Consider the following 16,314-nt stretch of genomic DNA (forward strand, 5'->3'; position numbering starts at 1 on the left):
CTTTAGGGGAAATAGATGCTTCACCAAAACCTTTTGCCATGACCAATCCTGATTGCTAGATGGATTCTAATAGCATATTACAGCTTCATTTTTCTTGCGCTTACCCTGCATTTATTGCGTTTTATGGAATCCTCCACAAACTGTCACAATTACTACTCAACAATATCTGGATGTGAAAGAAAAAGGAGAATGGGTTAATCAAGCTAAGAAAAATAACTCTCTTTGGAATGGACAGAAACTATTAGGATTTATTTTAGGTGCAATAGGAGCAATTATGTTGCTGAACGCAACAAGCATGGATACGACAGTTACAACAACTACTGGTAATCGTGTTAGTAACATTGGCTTGATGCAAGAACAAGATCAACAAACTATGACTGGGGGGATTATTTTAATAGTTGGAGTTGTCTTATTTGCTTTAGATAAAAATAAAGAATAAAATCAGACAATTAAACTGAGAGCATTATCATTTTTTCGACTTACTTATAGGATCGCGTTGAGAACTTGACCTCCTCATAAACTAAAGGTTCTTTTTGCAACATCGGTTCTTTCTCCTCTCCTTGATATTCCCAAACGCCAACAAAGGCATAATCTTGATCATTTCGTTTGGCTTCACCAGAAGAAAGAAAACCGCTTTTGACTTCCTCATCTTTTTCCGTGTATTGATGTTCAACGCGAAAGTGACTCCCGCAAGATTCTTCTCGCATTAGTGCATCTCGGCACATTAAGGCGCCAAACTCGATAAAGTCAGCCACACGCCCGGCACGTTCTAATTCCTGATTAATACTAGTTTCGCTGCCAACGACTTTCACATTCTGCCAGAAGTCTTCCCGGAGGGCAGTAATATCACTGAGGGCTTGCTTTAATCCGTCTTTAGAGCGACTCATTCCACACTGATTCCACATAATCTCACCGATTTGTTTATGGAAGTAGCGTGGGCTAGCTTTTCCTGTCGTTTTATTCCCAAGCAAGCGTTTGATTTTATCTTGGGCAGCTTTTTCTGCAATCTCAAACTCTGGTGCATCGGTTTTGACTTTTCCCGAACCGGATAAGCCAACCGTTCCGGCTAAATAATGACCAATGGTGTAAGGTAAGACAAAGTAGCCATCCGCTAAACCTTGCATCAGTGCCGATGCACCGAGACGGTTTGCCCCATGATCGGAAAAGTTTGCTTCCCCAGCGACAAAAAGCCCAGGGAGATTACTTTGTAAGTTATAGTCCACCCAAAGTCCGCCCATGGTGTAGTGAACTGCGGGATAAATCATCATGGGGGTTTGATAAGGGTTAGTGCCAGTAATGCGGTTGTAGATGTCAAAGAGGTTTCCGTAGCGTTCCGAGATGGTTGTTTCCCCAATACGAGAAATAGCGTCACGAAAGTCTAAAAACACCCCAAAGCCTGTGGGTGCAACGCCTCGCCCTTCATCACACACTTCTTTTGCAGCACGAGAGGCAATGTCACGGGGGGCAAGATTACCAAAACTGGGATATTTCCGTTCTAAATAGTAATCTCGGGCTTCTTCTGGGACATCATTGGGGGAAAGTTCACCGTTTCTGATTTTCTGCGCGATCGCGCGCTCTTTCGGCACCCAAATCCGTCCATCATTCCGTAGCGATTCTGACATCAAGGTTAATTTCGATTGTTGATCGCCCTGTACAGGAATACAAGTGGGATGAATCTGCGTATAACAGGGATTGGCAAACCCCGCCCCTTGACGATAAGCCCGATAGGCAGCAGTGACATTACACCCTTGGGCATTGGTTGAGAGGAAGTAAACATTGCCATAGCCTCCCGTACACAGCACCACACAATCTCCTGCCCAACGTTCAATTTCTCCCGTCACCAGATTGCGAGTAATAATGCCTTTCGCTTCTCCATCCACCACTACTAGTTCCAACATTTCATGGCGGTTATACATCTTGACTTGTCCGGTTGCAATCTGACGGCTCAATTGCTGATATGCTGCGAGTAAAAGCTGTTGTCCGGTTTGTCCTCGTGCGTAAAACGTGCGACTGACTTGCGCCCCCCCAAAGGAACGATTCGCCAGTAGCCCGCCATATTCTCGGGCAAAAGGCACCCCCTGGGCCACCATTTGATCAATAATATTGACACTGACTTGGGCTAAGCGATAGACATTTGCTTCTCGGGAACGGTAATCTCCGCCTTTTATGGTGTCGTAAAACAACCGATAAACCGAATCCCCATCATTCTGGTAATTCTTAGCAGCATTAATCCCCCCTTGCGCTGCAATGGAGTGGGCGCGACGGGGACTATCTTGATAGCAAAAGCAACTGACTTGATAGCCCATCTCTGCTAAAGACGCAGCTGCGGATGATCCGGCTAGCCCAGTTCCCACAACCAGGATGTGATATTTGCGTTTGTTAGAGGGGTTCACTAACTTGAGATTGAACTTATGGTTATCCCATTTCTCAGCGAGAGAACCGTTGGGAATATTAGACTCTAATCTCATTTTTGTTATTTATTCTTAGTTATTTTTAAATTTCTTCTTTTCTATTCGGGGGGCGATGCGTCCCTCAGTAGCTGGTCACAGATGAATGATAATTATTAACTGAAATCGTTTCCCCTGTAACAACAGAATACAGCACATCTGGGTCTAAATCTGCACCATTAGACCAATAAATTGTTCCCCATTCAGGATTAACTTCAACACTTCGGAAGTAGTTTAAATCTTGTAATGGTTCAAAGATACCAGAAAATTCAATCAGTTTACGAATATCAACAATTCCTTCGCAACCATCCTCAAATTTGAGATAAATTTGATAATCCTCTTGGGGAATGACTTGAATAATATCTTTTAGCATGATTTACTCCAAAGGCTCAATTTTACAGATGGGCTGTTGATTTCTTGCGCGTTCCCAATTTTCTCTTAATTCTGTTTGGTGAAGGGTGGCCCATTCTATTACTAAGCCCAGAACTCTTGGTGATAACTTTCCTTGCAAAATTGATAGACTATTGATGTCAATGATCGCTTTCTGTTTATTGTAGCGAACGTGGAAATGAGGAGGCGAGTGATCGTTATAATACATAGTTATAATAATTCCAAGAAAACGGCTAATTTCTGGGATAATGGAGCGTATCTAGATTATCTTTTTCTCGATCTGATTCGGTCACTGATTACTGGCCACTGGTCGCTGTTTTGTAATCAATGGTAATTGTTCCCTTGCCATCCCAATCTTTAATTTGTGTCAGAACTGTTTTTGCTTGCACTAACTGAATATTGGTTGTTTCAGAAACCAAAACGAAAGCAGGAATCGACGCAAAGCCAATAAAAACTACAATGCTATAAACCAAGGCGAAGCGATTTAACCAGTAGCGGGTGCGCTCATTCCGTAAGCCTAAACTTTGAAATAGACTGGTTGCACCATGAGATAAGTGCCAACATAACAGCCCCATGCTAATGATATAAAACAGCGATACATACCAAAATTCACTGGAAAAGCCATAGATCATCATGGCATACACATCTTGAGTCAGATGATTGCCAAGGGAATATGTGAGTTGTCCAAATTCGGGGTGGACTTTCTGAACGGTGAAGTGGAGGAGATGAAAAATAATATAGATCAGTACAACTGCGCCACTGTAAGTCATATAGCGAGATGCACTGCTGGCTTGTATCCATTGATTGTTGACATAACCAATCGGACGCGCTGCATTATTTTCTAGTTTCAACTGCACCGCCATCCAAATATGAACCCCCACCATTAATAATAGTCCGATGCGAAGTGCCCAAAGAATTTCTCCTGGCAAAATGTCATGGAGGAAATAGGCATACTCGTTAATTTCTTCAGGGGATAAAAAGATCTGTAAGTTGCCAAGCAGATGCCCAAAAACAAAGATGACCATCCCTAAGCCGGTAATCGCCATTAAATATTTTTTAATCAGGGAAGGAATCTTGCGAGAAGTAACAACACTCATGAAAAGCAGTTGATTTTCAGATTGAAAACAGCCCTATTGTATTTTATTTACCCATGTGATTTCACAATTTGCCCAAAATCGGCTAAAACTCGGGCATGATTGCGCAGTAATCCCAATAAACACAAACGATTTTGCTGAATCGCTGGGTCTTCTGCCATTACTAACACGCTATCTTCCCCATCAAAGAAAGTGCTGACGGTTGGGGTAATTTCTCCTAAGCCATCCACCAGTTGCTGATAGTTCCGTTTTTCACGGCTAGCTTGGGTTTTGGGCAGCAGTTCAATTAATGCGTCGTAAAAAGCTTTTTCGGAGTTTTGTTCAAATAAATTAGGATCAACGACGCCCCGAGGATCAAGCGTTTGCAGATCGAGGGTTCCTTTTTCTGCTAAGCGAGTAGAACGATTGACCGTCTCGTAAATGGAATCTAAGATTTGGTTGTCGCGGATCTCTTGGAGGAATTGTGCCCTGGCTTGGACATCTAAAACGGCTGTTAATGCCCGTTGGGTATATTCTTCGTCGTTTTCGCCTAAAACTGCATTGATCAGGTCATAATCAATATTTTTCTCTGATAAAAGGGTACGTATCCGCTGCAAGAAAAAGTCTTGAAGTTGGGAAAGTAACGTTGCAGTGTGTTCACTTTCGCCAAAAGTTTGAATAAAGTGATCGACTCCTTGTTTGAGGAGTTGTTGGAGGTTCAAAGGCAGATTGTCGCCCCAAATAATGCTAATAATCCCATTGGCGGCGCGACGGAGGGCAAACGGATCAGAGGAACCACTGGGAATCATTCCTAAGCCAAAAATGCTAACCAGGGTATCTGCGCGATCGCTGATGGCGACGACTTGGGCAACCATTTGGTCAGGCAGATCATCATGTGCCCCTTTCGGGAGATAATGTTGAGAGATGGCACGAGCAACAATTTCCGCTTCGCCACTAGCAAGGGCATATTTTTCCCCCATAATCCCCTGGAGTTCTGGAAATTCTCCAACCATTTGCGTGACTAGATCAGCTTTACAGAGTTGCGCAGCCCGTTGAATTTGCTGCTTCTCCGTTTCCGAGACATCTAGCTGTTCACACACCCAGCTGGCGTATTCTTGAATCCGTCTCACCTTGTCTCCCACTGATCCCAGTTTTTCTTGGAAGGTAACTGTATCAAGTTGGGGAATATAATCGGCTAAAGGTTTACTTAAATCCGTATTGTAGAAGAATTGACCATCAGCTAAGCGCGCGCGAATCACCCGTTCATTGCCGCGGATAATGATCTCGGCTTTCTTGGGATCGCCGTTAGCAGCCGTAATAAAGTAGGGGAGGAGTTCTTTTGCTGTTTTGTCTTTCCAGACTGGGAAATAGCGCTGGTGGCTAATCATTTCTGTAGTGATCACTTCTGGAGGAAGATTGAGAAACTCATCATCAAATTTACCCGTGATCACAAAGGGAAATTCCACTAAGTTGGTCACTTCGGTCAGTAAGTCTTGATCCAGAACCGCGTATCCCCCTTCGGTTTGGGCTTGCTGTTGCACTTGTTGCGCGATCGCGCTTTTTCTTACTTCCGGATCAACGGTAATTTTTGCTTCGGCTAAAGTCTCTACATAGTTCTCGGGATGAGGAATCGGAATTTCTTGCGGAGATAATACCCGATGACCCCAGGATCGATTCGTGCCCTGAATGGTTTCTGATCCATTTTCTAAAGCGACAGACAAGACTTGTTCATCAAGTAACGTAACTAACCAGCGAATCGGGCGGGGAAACCGTAACTCCCCATCTCCCCAGCGCATAAACCGTTTCCCTTCCAGGTTAAAAATCCAATCTGGGGTCAATTCCTGCAAAATTTCGGCAGTCTTGCGACCAGTAATGACTTTTTTAATAAAAACAAAGTCTCCCTTTTCTGTGGGGCGAATTTCCAGGTCTTCTACGGCAATCCCTTGTTTTTTGGCAAAGCCTTGCGCTGCTTTTGTTGGTTCGCCGTCTTTAAAGGCAGCACTGGCGGGGGGACCTTTAATTTCCTCTTCGCGATCCGCTTGTTTCTCGGGTAATCCGCTAATGACAACCGCTAATCGGCGAGGCGTTCCATAAACCTGAATCGTTTCCGGGGTTAAAAACTGTTCTTGTAGCGTGTTGGGAATGCGAGTTTGCCATTGCGCGATCGCGCTTTCGATAAAATCTGCGGGGAGTTCTTCGGTGCCAACTTCTAAGAGAAAACTTACCATGATCCAAGGAGAACCGTCCAAAAGTCCGTTACAACAGTCTAGCAACTTGTGGGCGCATTGCGGTAAGAGAAAATTTTGATTTACCCCTTGCCAAGAGATTACCCCTGTGTTTATAATAAATTACTGTTGCTTCAAAGGCAACGGCTGTAATCCTCAGTAGCTCAGCGGTAGAGCGGTCGGCTGTTAACCGATTAGTCGCAGGTTCGAATCCTGCCTGGGGAGTTTTAAGTAATTTGATATAACCACAGAGACACAGAGGACACAAAGGTTCCCAAGGTGTGTCTTGAGGTTTTTCGAGAGAGATTTAAACCGCCCTTGCTGGGAGTTACTTATTGGGGAGGCTTAACGTTGGCGAGGAAGGGAGTTTCTTTCCCAGAAGACGCCATCGGCATACCCTTGAATGGTTGGATTGTGTTCTGCCATGGCTAGCCGTTTTTGCGCCAAACAAGCATAGTCGAGATCAATTTCTACCCCACTGTAGTTGCGATTTAGTTTTTTTGCGACCACAGCAGTGGTTCCCACGCCTAAAAAGGGGTCAAAAATCATATCCCCTTCTTGAGAACTGGCTAAGATGATTTTTGCTAAGAGTTTTTCCGGTTTCTGTGTCGGATGATCAGTATTTTCAGGCATTGACCAAAAGGGAACTGTGAGATCTGACCAGAAATTAGAAGGATGCGTCAAACGATAATTGCCTTGTTTTTCTTCTGTCCAATCTTTCGGTTTTCCATTCACTTTATAGGGTGCAATCACTTTCTTTTTCAATTTTACTGCCTCAGGATTAAAATAATATTGATCCGAAACTGTCCCAAACCAAATATCCTCAGAACAGTTTTTCCAATTTGACTTTGCACCGCGTCCTTTTTCTCGTTCCCAAGTAATCCGATTCCGAATAATAAAATATCGAGACATGATCCGATAAATTGCGTTTGATGAGACCCAATCCCCGCAAATATAAACAGATGCAGTTGGTTTTAAAAGTCTTACCAATGGCTGCAACCATTGCTCCATCCAGACTTCATAATTTTCATCCGTCATTTTTTGGAAGCGACTGCGATTAAAGGTTTTACTCAAGTTATAAGGCGGATCAATAAATAATAAATCAATAAAATTGTTAGGAAGTTGATCGATAACTGTAAATATATCTTGCTGAATAACTTGATTAATAATTTGTTCTAACGGAACGGACTGCTGAAGTGTGAGTAACTTTTTTTTATAGTCATTTTTTTCTTGTTCGTTGAGGGTAATCGTTCGATTTCGGTTTGCTTTGTCTGTCTGTGCCATTAGGTTTAAATTAGAGGATTTAATTCAACTTTTGGTGATTGTCAGTCTAACCTAAGGTGCTTTAAATTTTCCATTGGAAATTGTCTATGGACGAATTTTACCCAGCGTTACCATTACCTTACTCTACACGCAAGAGCTAACTATTACTTTGAAATGTTTGCGCCAACATGCTTTTGATTGCGTTGTTTAGCCAGTTCTTGTTGTCGCCGACGTTCTGTGCAGCGATCGCGCTGTTTTTCCGTTAAGCGATCATAGCAATAAGGGCAAGAAATCCCTGGTTCATATTTTTCTGATTGGCGATCTGTAGGGGATAAAGGCTGGCTGCAGGCATAACAGAGTTCATAGTTTCCGGTTTCTAAATCCTCAGTAACTGCAACTCGTTGATCAAAAACAAAACATTCCCCTTCCCATAACGATTCCTCTGAAGAAACCGTTCCTAAATAATTCAAAATTCCGCCATTGAGTTGATAGACTTCCTCAAATCCTTTTTCAACTAAATAAGCACTCGCCTTCTCACACCGAATGCCTCCCGTGCAAAACATTGCAATTTTCGTATGCTTTTTCGGATCAAGATTTTCTTCCACAAATTCAGGAAATTGACGAAAACTATAAGTATGGGGAGAAATCGCATTTTGAAAGGTTCCCACTTTATATTCGTACTCATTGCGAGTATCAATCACTAACACTTCTGGATCAGAAATAATCTCATTCCACGTTTTGGGGTCAATGTGTTCTCCCGTGGTAATTGCTGGTTCAATTTCATCAACGCCCATCGTCACAATTTCCGGTTTAATTTTCACCTTTAAACGAAGAAAAGGCAGTTCCTGTGTCTCTGTCAACTTGGGTTGAATATCTGCAATTCGTTCATCTTCTTCGAGAAGTTTAAAAAACTGATCAATACTGTCTTTTTCACCCGCAATTGTGGAATTAATTCCTTCTTTCGCTAAAAGAATTGTTCCCATAATGCCGTTATTTTCACAAAACGTCTTGAGCTTACTTTGTAATGTCTCTAACTGATCTAACTCAATAAACTTATAAAACGTAGCAACAATCATTTTTAACCTCCTTCGTGCTCTTTGTGTCTTTGTGGTTATTTTAATCTCTTATTACACTTACTTGATCGCTAAAAAACCTTCAAAACAAATATATTTCATCACTGTTGTAATATCAACAAACCCCGCTCTTTCGAGTAAGCCTAAATTTCCAGCCCGAGAAAACGGTTCTAAAATCCCTTTCAGACTACGATTTTTAGCAATAATTTCATCGCCAGAATAGCCTTGGTTTAATTTATAATCTGTATAAAGTGTCGTCATCATATCTTGAAAACGGGCATCCGGACTGCGGACTTTTTCAAATAAAAGAAAGCCCCCTCCCCAATTCAGGGCTTCATAAATTCGATTAAATAAAACTTGACGATGTTTCGGCTTAATAAACTGCATTGTGTAGTAAGCAATAATTAAATCAGCCTTTTCTAATTCTAAATCAATTAAACTCTCATTGCGAATTTCAATATTGGGAAACGGTTGGCACAGATTTTGGGCATAATTCACCATGTCAGCTTCGATGTCAATGCCAATAAATTGCACTCGTTTCTTGTTATGATGTTTGGCTAAACCAGCCAACAAAGTTCCTGTCGAGCAACCTAAATCGTAACAGATTGACCCATCACCTAAGAAGAAGTCAGATATGCTAATCCCTAATTCATGGCTGGTTTCATAAAAGGGAATGGATTTCTTGATATGCTGATCAAAGTGTTGACTAATTTCACCACTAAATGACCAATTGGCATTACCCGCTTCAATTTGATCTCCTACATTTGTCATTATTTTTGATTGATCAGGGCAAGGTTATTTTCAAAACTGAACTTACTACGTGAATTGAGAAAAACGATGATTGGTTTACCTTTAGTTTAAAGTGGTTTTCGGATCACTGTAATTCCCATGGCAATTAAGCCCACATTTCTAAAGAGACTCCCCAGAATTTGTAGGATATCAGGAAGCGGTAGTAACGCAACAGCAAGGTTAAGAGAAATTCCAATCAAAAAAAGCGCGATCGCGCTGGGTGAGAACACTTTGGCTTTTAAAGAATCAATTCCAAACTCGGAAATAAGATGTAACCTGGGAGCAGCGATCGCGGTTGTTCCAATGATCCAGCGTAAAGATTTTGTCATTTCCCGGTTCTTGCCGCAGCAGTTTTCGAAGACGGCGATCTTAAGCTAATTTGTAGCCAAAATCAGCTTTGTCAGCCACGAATACATCCCAATTTCTTGATCAACTTAACTCATTTCTAGCATCCGTTGAATTGGCTTTAAAGCCGCCACCCGAATCTCTTTAGAAAGCGTCACTTCCGGTTGGCGATGTTTCATCGCGAGATAGAGTTTTTCTAGCGTATTTAACCGCATATACGGACATTCATTGCAGGCGCAATTATTCATCGCCGGTGCTGGAATAAAGGTTTTATTGGGAGTGGCTTTTTCCATTTGATGAATAATGCCGGGTTCAGTTGCCACAATAAACTCAGACTGAGCACTTTCTTGAGAATACTTGAGTAAAGAAGTTGTGGAACCAATATAATTGGCGTGACGTAAAACGGGTTCTTCACATTCCGGGTGAGCGATAATTTCTGCTTCGGGATGAGTGGTTTTCAGCTGGACAATTGCTTTTTCCGAAAAGGTTTCATGAACAATACAGCTGCCTTCCCATAAGACTAAATCGCGTCCGGTTTGCTGCATCACATAGCGCCCTAAATTGCGATCCGGTGCGAAAATAATTGGCTGATCTTCGGGGATTTGATTGACAATTTTCACTGCATTAGAACTGGTGCAAATAATATCGCTCATTGCCTTGATTTCGGCGGTGCAGTTGATATAGGAAATCACTAAATGATCGGGATATTGGGCTTTAAATTCGGCAAATTCTTTGGGAGGGCAGCCTTCCGCTAAAGAACAACCCGCATCTAAATCAGGAATTAGTACCAGCTTATCGGGGTTCAAAATTTTTGCTGTTTCCGCCATGAAATGAACCCCAGCGAAAACAATTACATCTGCATCGGTATTGGCAGCTTTTTGGGATAAGCCCAGGGAGTCGCCAATGTAGTCAGCAACGTCTTGAATATCTCCTTCCTGGTAGTAATGGGCTAAGATGACTGCATTCAGTTCTTGTTTGAGGGTATCAACAGCAGTGACTAAGTCGGTTGGAATTGTATTCGCGTTTGATTTCGATTTGGCAAAAGCAGTTGTAAACACAGTTGTGTCCGATTTTTTGAATTATAGTTAGTTGTACCAAATATTATAGTTAAATTTACCAAAATTGTCAGGTGGGGGCTTGGGCAATCATAATGGCTCGTAGAGGGGCTGGATAACCTTCAATGGTTTGACTGTGGTCGGTGGGATCTAGAAAGTTTTCCAAGGAGTGGGAGGTGATCCACTCGGTGCGTCGTTGTTCTTGAATGGTGGTAGCGGTGACATCGACTAAGTTGATCTCGGTGAAGCCAGATTGTTTTAACCAGGATTCTAAAGTGGCGCAATTGGGAATTGACCAAACATTGCGCATCTTGGCGTAGCGTTTTTCGGGGATGAGAACATCAGTGTAGTCTTCTGGGACAACAAGGGTTTCTAAAACCAGTTCTCCGCCCGGTTTAAGGCTATCCCGTAGCGTTTGAAGATGATCCAGCGGCGATCGCTGATGATACAAAACGCCCATTGAAAAAACGGTGTCAAAGGCTTGTAAGTTTTCTGGAAGGTGTTGCACGCCCAACGGTAAGACATAACCGTTAATGTCAGGTAAATAACGACGGATCACTTCATACTGCATCGTGTACAAAACAGAAGGATCTAAACCGATAACTAAGTTTGCCCCCATTCCCAGCATTCGTAAGGCGTAATAACCGTTACCGCAGCCAATATCTAAAACCGTTCGGTCTTTTAATGGGGTAATGTGATCCGCCAGTCGTTGCCATTTCCAGTCGGAACGCCACTCGGTATCAATATAGACGCCAAATAATTCTAGTGGACCTTTGCGCCAAGGGCGGAGTTGCTTTAAGCCGGTTTCTAACTGTTGATCAGTCGTCTCATCGGTGTCTTCTTTGCAACCAATTTTGACATGATGTTGCAGTTCCACTCGACTCGGTTTTAAATCAGGGAGGTTCTCAACCACGGCTTGCCATTCTAAAAAATGTCCATGTCGTTTGGGTTGTAAGGCAGTATCTACTGCTTCGGGAAGTGTTTCTAACCAGGGGGCGGCAGGAGATGCTGCCAGTTGGTCATAGAGAGGCTGGTAGTCAAACATCAGGGATAGTTTTGGCTAAACGTGAGGGGAACATACATTAGCACCTGTTATCCCCTGCTGCAAGAGTTGCGCTGCCACCGCGATCGCGATTTCACGGGGATGTTTGCCGGTAATCCCCTCAATTCCAATCGGACAGGTGAGGCGTTGCAGTTCCGTTTTGGCGACTCCTGCCTCTTGGAGATATTTTTCAAAGCGCGATCGTTTGGTTTTGCTGCCGATTAGCCCGAGGTAAGCAAATTGATTGTGGGTAAATGCGGCCTGAACAATTTGGAAATCCCGTGGGTGTAAATGAGTCATCACGAGGATATAACAGTTCGCTGGGGCGGTTTCTAGGACAGTTGTCGGAGAAGGGGTAACAATCTTTTCGCAATGGCTGGGAATTTGAGCCGGAAATTCTGATTCTCGTTCATCAATCCATTTAATTTTAATCGGTAAGCCAGTGAGAACTTGCACAATCGCTCGCCCCACATGCCCTGCTCCAAAGAGATACAATACAGTCTGCTCGGGCAAAAAGGGTTCCAGAATTAGACTCACCGTTCCCCCGCAACACTGATACAGTTTTGGGGATAGGGTGTACTCGCGACGAGAAGGGGCAGTTTGTGAGGTAGCGAGTAACTCCCGCGCCTCCTGGATGGCTTCATATTCCAAGTTACCGCCACCAACTGTACTAAACGAGTGATCTGCCGTCACCACCATTTTTGCCCCCGCTTCCCGCGGTGTGGAACCTTGGGCATCCAATAGCGTAACCAGCACACAAGGGGTTCCTTCTGTTAACAACTGATTGAGAACCGGTAGCCACTCTTGGTAAAGTCCTGACATGGTTTAATCTTTCAGTGCTTCAATTGCCATTAAAATGCGCTCTGGTGTCGCCGGAGCGTTCAGTTTGGGAATTTTTTGATAGTTGGCACTGGCTGCCACTGCATCACGGAGGGCTAGAAAAACAGAAATGCCCAGCATCAAGGGCGGTTCCGCTACGGCTTTTGAGCGGTAGATGGTGTCCTCTCGATTTTCATTATCAAAGAGGTGAACATGAAATTCATTGGGAATATCTCGCCCAGTAGGAATTTTATAGGTGCTAGGGGCATGAGTCTTGAGAATGCCTTTATCATCCCACCACAGTTCTTCGGTGGTTAGCCAACCCATCCCTTGAACAAATCCCCCTTCAATTTGACCCATATCGAGGGCAGGATTTAGAGATTTGCCCACATCATGGACAATATCGGTACGGAGGAGATTATATTCTCCGGTGAGGGTATCGATGATGACTTCTGAAACGGCTGCCCCATAAGCGAAGTAAAAGAAGGGACGACCTTTGGCGGCTTTGCGATCCCAAGTAATTTTGGGGGTTGCATAAAAGCCAGTGGAGGAGAGAGAAATGCGGTTGGCATACGCCAGTTGTACCAGTTCAGCAAAGGGGATCGCTTGATCGCGCATTTGAACCCATCCCTCTTTAAAGACCACCTCATCAGGGGCAACTGAAAAATGTTTGGCAGCAAACTCCACCAATCGTTCTTTGATCGTGCGGGCTGCTGCTTGAGCCGCTTTCCCGTTGAGATCCGAACCACTTGATGCAGCCGTTGCGGAGGTATTCGGCACTTTACTGGTATTTGTCGCTGTGATCCGCACTTGCTTGAGATCAATTTGAAATTCTTCTGCCACCACCTGACAAATTTTCTGGTGCAAGCCCTGACCCATCTCCGTTCCACCATGATTCAGTTGCACGCTGCCATCTTTATAAATGTGTACCAATGCCCCGGCTTGATTCAGCATTTTCAGGGTAAAGCTAATGCCAAATTTAACCGGTGTCAGAGCAATCCCTTTTTTCAAGATCCGGTTCTGGGCATTAAACTCCCGGATCTGTTCCAATCGTGTCGCGTAGTCACTGCGTTCCTCTAACTCCGCAATCAGGTCCTGGATAATATTATCTTCTACTTTCATCCCATAATGGGTGAGACTGCGCTCTCCCAGTGCATCTGCCGGATCGTAAAAATTGCGCTTGCGAACCGTTAAGGGGTCTTTTCCCAGATAGCGGGCAATTTCATCAATGATCGATTCAATGGCTAACATTCCCTGGGGTCCGCCAAACCCTCGGAACGCAGTATTTGAGACTTTGTTGGTGCGACAGCGATAACTGGTTACTTTTGCATCGGAGAGATAATAGGCATTATCCGTATGAAACATGGCGCGATCCGCGATCGCGTTGGACAAATCCGCTGACATCCCGCAATTGAGCTGGTGACAAATATCGAGCCCGGTAATCAAGCCGGTTTCATCAAATCCCACTTGATACTCCACATGGAAATCATGACGTTTTCCGGTCATTTTAATATCGTCATCGCGATCGAGCCGTAATTTCACCGGACGATTAGTTTGCCACGCCAGCGCTGCTGCAATACAGGCAATCAACGAGGCTTGACTTTCTTTCCCGCCAAATGCCCCACCCATCCGGCGCACTTCCACTGTCACTGCATGATCCGCTAAGCCGAGTGTCTTTGCAATCAAATGCTGCACTTCCGAAGGATGTTGCGTCGATGACCAACAGTGCATTTCCCTATCATCACCCGGGGTTGCCAAAGCAATTTGACCTTCCAGATAAAAATGGTCTTGCCCGCCGATTGCCAACGTTCCTTCTAGCCGGTGTTGCGAGTCCGCCAAACCCCTTTCTGAGTCTCCCTGTTGCATGACATAAGTTTCACCGACAAAATCGCTTTTTGCCAGCGCTTGTTGGGGGGTTAAGACTGTTGGCAGTTCCTCATACTCAATCACCGCTTGTTGGGCAGCTTGACGGGCGAGGGCAATACTTTCCGCAGCCACTGCCAGTACCGATTGACCGGCATACAACACTTCTTCTTCCGCAAAAATCGGGTCACCGTCAAATACCGGTGCAACATCGTTCATCCCCGGCAAATCTTGTGCAGTCATTACCCCATAAACCCCTGGTAGGAGACAAGGCTGAGTATCCATTCTTTTAATGCGAGCATGAGCATAAGGGCTTTGCAGAACATAAGCGTGTAAGCAGCCTGCCGGTTCGCGAATATCATCGGTATAGGTTGCTGCACCAGTGACGTGCAACTGCGCACTTTCGTGGGGATAGGGGCGACCGACACTGCCTTTAGCGGGAGAATCAGGAGGATGATTTGGCATAGCGATAAACTTGGGTTGCAGTTTCTGGATTGGTCGTTTCTAGGTAAAACCGGGCGAGTAAGTTTTGGGCGATGCGAAGACGGTATTGCGCACTCGCCCGCAGATCAGTTAGTGGGGTAAATTCTTCTGCTACTGCTCTCATTGCTTGCTGTAGCGTCGTTTCATTCCATTGTTTGCCAATTAGAACCGCCTCAGCTTGACGCGATCGTTTTGGCGTTGCTGCCATACCCCCATAAGCAAGACGCGCGTCTGTAATCACCTCACCGTCAAAATGCAGAGCAAATCCGGCACAAACAGCAGAAATATCTTGATCGAACCGTTTAGAAATTTTGTAAGTTTTGAACTGGACATTTTCCGCACGATGGGGAACGATAATTTTCTCGATGAACTCTCCCGGTTGGCGATCCTGTTTGCCGTAAGCAATAAAGTAGTCTTCCAAGGAAAGGGTGCGCGTACCAGAAACATGGCGCAAGACAATTTTTGCCCCCAGCGCAATTAAAGGGGGCATACTATCGCCAATGGGAGAACCGTTGGCAATGTTGCCACCAATTGTCCCGGAATTGCGGATGTGAACTGAACCGAGTCGGCGCAATAATTCACCCAGACTGGGATCGTTTTCAGAAAGCGCCTCAAATGCCTCAGTATAAGTGACGGCAGCGCCGATTTCCGTTGCTTGATCCGTCGTGATGATTTCCCGTAAGGCGGTCACATTGCCAGTATAAATAATGACCGGGAGATGACGGTGCTGTTTCGTTACCCAAAGCCCCACATCCGTTCCTCCAGCAAGTAAAGTTGCCTCGGGATATTCCGCTAAGGTTTCCGCCAGTTCGGCTACCGTAACGGGTGCCAAATATAGACTGCCCTCGTCTTCATATTGGAACAGCGTTGTCCGTTGCAAGTCTTTGAGCGCTTCTGGGTGAGTTTTTAAGCGATGGGAACCGTTTTGTGTGGCTTGTCGGGCTGCGTCTAAAATGGGGCGGTAGCCAGTGCAACGACAAAGATTTCCCGCGATCGCGTCTTGAATGTCTTCATCATTGGGGGCAGGGTGATTATGATTCAAGCAACTTAATGCCATAACAAACCCTGGCGTGCAAAACCCACATTGTGACCCGTGACAATCCACCATCGCCTGCTGAACCGGATGTAATGTGCCATCAGCAGACTTGAGATGTTCGATGGTGATGACCTCCCGACCGTCTAAAACGGGGAAGAAGACAATGCAAGCATTAACCGCTTTATATATTATTTCCGTTCCTTTGGCACTCGGTTCACCAAGAATAACGGTGCAAGCCCCGCAATCCCCCTCAGCGCAGCCTTCTTTCGTCCCGGTGAGTCGCACTTGCGTCCGTAAATATTCCAAAACTGTCATAGTGGGTGACAGCCCGGACACAGTTTGTTTTTTGCCATTGAGAATAAATGTAATTGGCTCTGTCATTGCAAATATTCATTGGAATTCCTACTCCAG

15 protein-coding genes and 1 tRNA gene are annotated in these 16,314 nt (G+C 44.5%); 2 read left to right on the top strand and 14 right to left on the bottom strand.

Features of this window, described 5'->3' with window-relative positions; all coding sequences use genetic code 11:
- The first annotated feature begins 172 nt into the window (after positions 1-172).
- A complete protein-coding gene (locus GVY04_07745; protein ID NBD16029.1) occupies positions 173-439 on the top strand; it encodes a hypothetical protein in 267 nt (88 codons plus the stop codon).
- A gap of 40 nt (positions 440-479) precedes the next feature.
- On the opposite strand, the gene sdhA is transcribed toward GVY04_07745, so the two are convergent.
- The 5 genes from sdhA to GVY04_07770 all read right to left on the bottom strand — a co-directional run bounded on the left by sdhA (position 480) and on the right by GVY04_07770 (position 6,138).
- Positions 480-2,468, bottom strand: coding sequence for a succinate dehydrogenase (quinone) flavoprotein subunit (gene sdhA / locus GVY04_07750; GenBank protein NBD16030.1), 1,989 nt, complete (start codon positions 2,466-2,468; stop codon positions 480-482).
- 64 nt (positions 2,469-2,532) lie between these two features.
- A complete protein-coding gene (locus GVY04_07755) occupies positions 2,533-2,820 on the bottom strand; it encodes a DUF2442 domain-containing protein (GenBank protein ID NBD16031.1) in 288 nt (95 codons plus the stop codon).
- 3 nt (positions 2,821-2,823) lie between these two features.
- Positions 2,824-3,084 (bottom strand): DUF4160 domain-containing protein, encoded by a 261-nt coding sequence (locus tag GVY04_07760; protein ID NBD16032.1) that lies wholly within the window; start codon positions 3,082-3,084, stop codon positions 2,824-2,826.
- Positions 3,085-3,133: 49 nt separating this feature from the next.
- A complete protein-coding gene (locus tag GVY04_07765) occupies positions 3,134-3,934 on the bottom strand; it encodes a succinate:quinone oxidoreductase (GenBank protein ID NBD16033.1) in 801 nt (266 codons plus the stop codon).
- Positions 3,935-3,981: 47 nt separating this feature from the next.
- Entirely contained in the window at positions 3,982-6,138 is a 2,157-nt protein-coding gene (locus GVY04_07770; GenBank protein ID NBD16034.1) for a glycine--tRNA ligase subunit beta, read from the bottom strand.
- Between the two features lie 150 nt (positions 6,139-6,288).
- Between GVY04_07770 and GVY04_07775 the strand changes: the two genes are divergently transcribed.
- Positions 6,289-6,360: transfer RNA gene (locus GVY04_07775), tRNA-Asn, on the top strand.
- A gap of 120 nt (positions 6,361-6,480) precedes the next feature.
- Here GVY04_07775 and GVY04_07780 read toward each other — a convergent pair.
- From GVY04_07780 to xdhA, 9 genes are all read right to left on the bottom strand, one after another.
- Positions 6,481-7,419: a site-specific DNA-methyltransferase gene (locus GVY04_07780; protein ID NBD16035.1), complete on the bottom strand. Its 939-nt coding sequence runs from the start codon at positions 7,417-7,419 to the stop codon at positions 6,481-6,483.
- A 143-nt stretch (positions 7,420-7,562) separates the two neighbouring features.
- On the bottom strand, positions 7,563-8,474 hold the full coding sequence (locus tag GVY04_07785; protein ID NBD16036.1) for a rhodanese-related sulfurtransferase: 912 nt from the start codon (positions 8,472-8,474) through the stop codon (positions 7,563-7,565).
- Positions 8,475-8,531: 57 nt separating this feature from the next.
- Complete coding sequence (locus tag GVY04_07790; protein NBD16037.1) at positions 8,532-9,242, bottom strand: methyltransferase domain-containing protein; 711 nt, start codon at positions 9,240-9,242, stop codon at positions 8,532-8,534.
- A gap of 86 nt (positions 9,243-9,328) precedes the next feature.
- On the bottom strand, positions 9,329-9,589 hold the full coding sequence (locus tag GVY04_07795; GenBank protein NBD16038.1) for a hypothetical protein: 261 nt from the start codon (positions 9,587-9,589) through the stop codon (positions 9,329-9,331).
- A gap of 105 nt (positions 9,590-9,694) precedes the next feature.
- The gene (gene nadA, locus GVY04_07800) at positions 9,695-10,663 is read right to left on the bottom strand and encodes a quinolinate synthase NadA (protein ID NBD16039.1); all 969 of its coding nucleotides are present in this window, start codon (positions 10,661-10,663) and stop codon (positions 9,695-9,697) included.
- Between the two features lie 67 nt (positions 10,664-10,730).
- Positions 10,731-11,705: a tRNA 5-methoxyuridine(34)/uridine 5-oxyacetic acid(34) synthase CmoB gene (gene cmoB / locus GVY04_07805; protein ID NBD16040.1), complete on the bottom strand. Its 975-nt coding sequence runs from the start codon at positions 11,703-11,705 to the stop codon at positions 10,731-10,733.
- 15 nt (positions 11,706-11,720) lie between these two features.
- On the bottom strand, positions 11,721-12,524 hold the full coding sequence (gene xdhC, locus GVY04_07810; protein ID NBD16041.1) for a xanthine dehydrogenase accessory protein XdhC: 804 nt from the start codon (positions 12,522-12,524) through the stop codon (positions 11,721-11,723).
- Between the two features lie 3 nt (positions 12,525-12,527).
- Positions 12,528-14,849: a xanthine dehydrogenase molybdopterin binding subunit gene (gene xdhB / locus GVY04_07815; GenBank protein ID NBD16042.1), complete on the bottom strand. Its 2,322-nt coding sequence runs from the start codon at positions 14,847-14,849 to the stop codon at positions 12,528-12,530.
- The gene (gene xdhA, locus GVY04_07820; GenBank protein ID NBD16043.1) at positions 14,830-16,284 is read right to left on the bottom strand and encodes a xanthine dehydrogenase small subunit; all 1,455 of its coding nucleotides are present in this window, start codon (positions 16,282-16,284) and stop codon (positions 14,830-14,832) included. Before xdhA ends, xdhB begins: the two co-directional genes overlap by 20 nt.
- Positions 16,285-16,314: the final 30 nt, after the last annotated feature.

The sequence above is a fragment of the Cyanobacteria bacterium GSL.Bin1 genome (genome assembly GCA_009909085.1).
GTDB lineage: Bacteria > Cyanobacteriota > Cyanobacteriia > Cyanobacteriales > Rubidibacteraceae > Halothece.

What these genes read in the sequence shown, in the direction of transcription:
- sdhA (NBD16030.1), bottom strand. Translation starts at nt 2,468, where the DNA reads ATGAGATTAGAGTCTAATATTCCCAACGGTTCTCTCGCTGAGAAATGG.
- GVY04_07755 (NBD16031.1), bottom strand. Translation starts at nt 2,820, where the DNA reads ATGCTAAAAGATATTATTCAAGTCATTCCCCAAGAGGATTATCAAATT.
- GVY04_07765 (NBD16033.1), bottom strand. Translation starts at nt 3,934, where the DNA reads ATGAGTGTTGTTACTTCTCGCAAGATTCCTTCCCTGATTAAAAAATAT.
- GVY04_07770 (NBD16034.1), bottom strand. Translation starts at nt 6,138, where the DNA reads ATGGTAAGTTTTCTCTTAGAAGTTGGCACCGAAGAACTCCCCGCAGAT.
- GVY04_07780 (NBD16035.1), bottom strand. Translation starts at nt 7,419, where the DNA reads ATGGCACAGACAGACAAAGCAAACCGAAATCGAACGATTACCCTCAAC.
- GVY04_07785 (NBD16036.1), bottom strand. Translation starts at nt 8,474, where the DNA reads ATGATTGTTGCTACGTTTTATAAGTTTATTGAGTTAGATCAGTTAGAG.
- GVY04_07790 (NBD16037.1), bottom strand. Translation starts at nt 9,242, where the DNA reads ATGACAAATGTAGGAGATCAAATTGAAGCGGGTAATGCCAATTGGTCA.
- GVY04_07795 (NBD16038.1), bottom strand. Translation starts at nt 9,589, where the DNA reads ATGACAAAATCTTTACGCTGGATCATTGGAACAACCGCGATCGCTGCT.
- cmoB (NBD16040.1), bottom strand. Translation starts at nt 11,705, where the DNA reads ATGTTTGACTACCAGCCTCTCTATGACCAACTGGCAGCATCTCCTGCC.
- xdhC (NBD16041.1), bottom strand. Translation starts at nt 12,524, where the DNA reads ATGTCAGGACTTTACCAAGAGTGGCTACCGGTTCTCAATCAGTTGTTA.
- xdhB (NBD16042.1), bottom strand. Translation starts at nt 14,849, where the DNA reads ATGCCAAATCATCCTCCTGATTCTCCCGCTAAAGGCAGTGTCGGTCGC.
- xdhA (NBD16043.1), bottom strand. Translation starts at nt 16,284, where the DNA reads ATGACAGAGCCAATTACATTTATTCTCAATGGCAAAAAACAAACTGTG.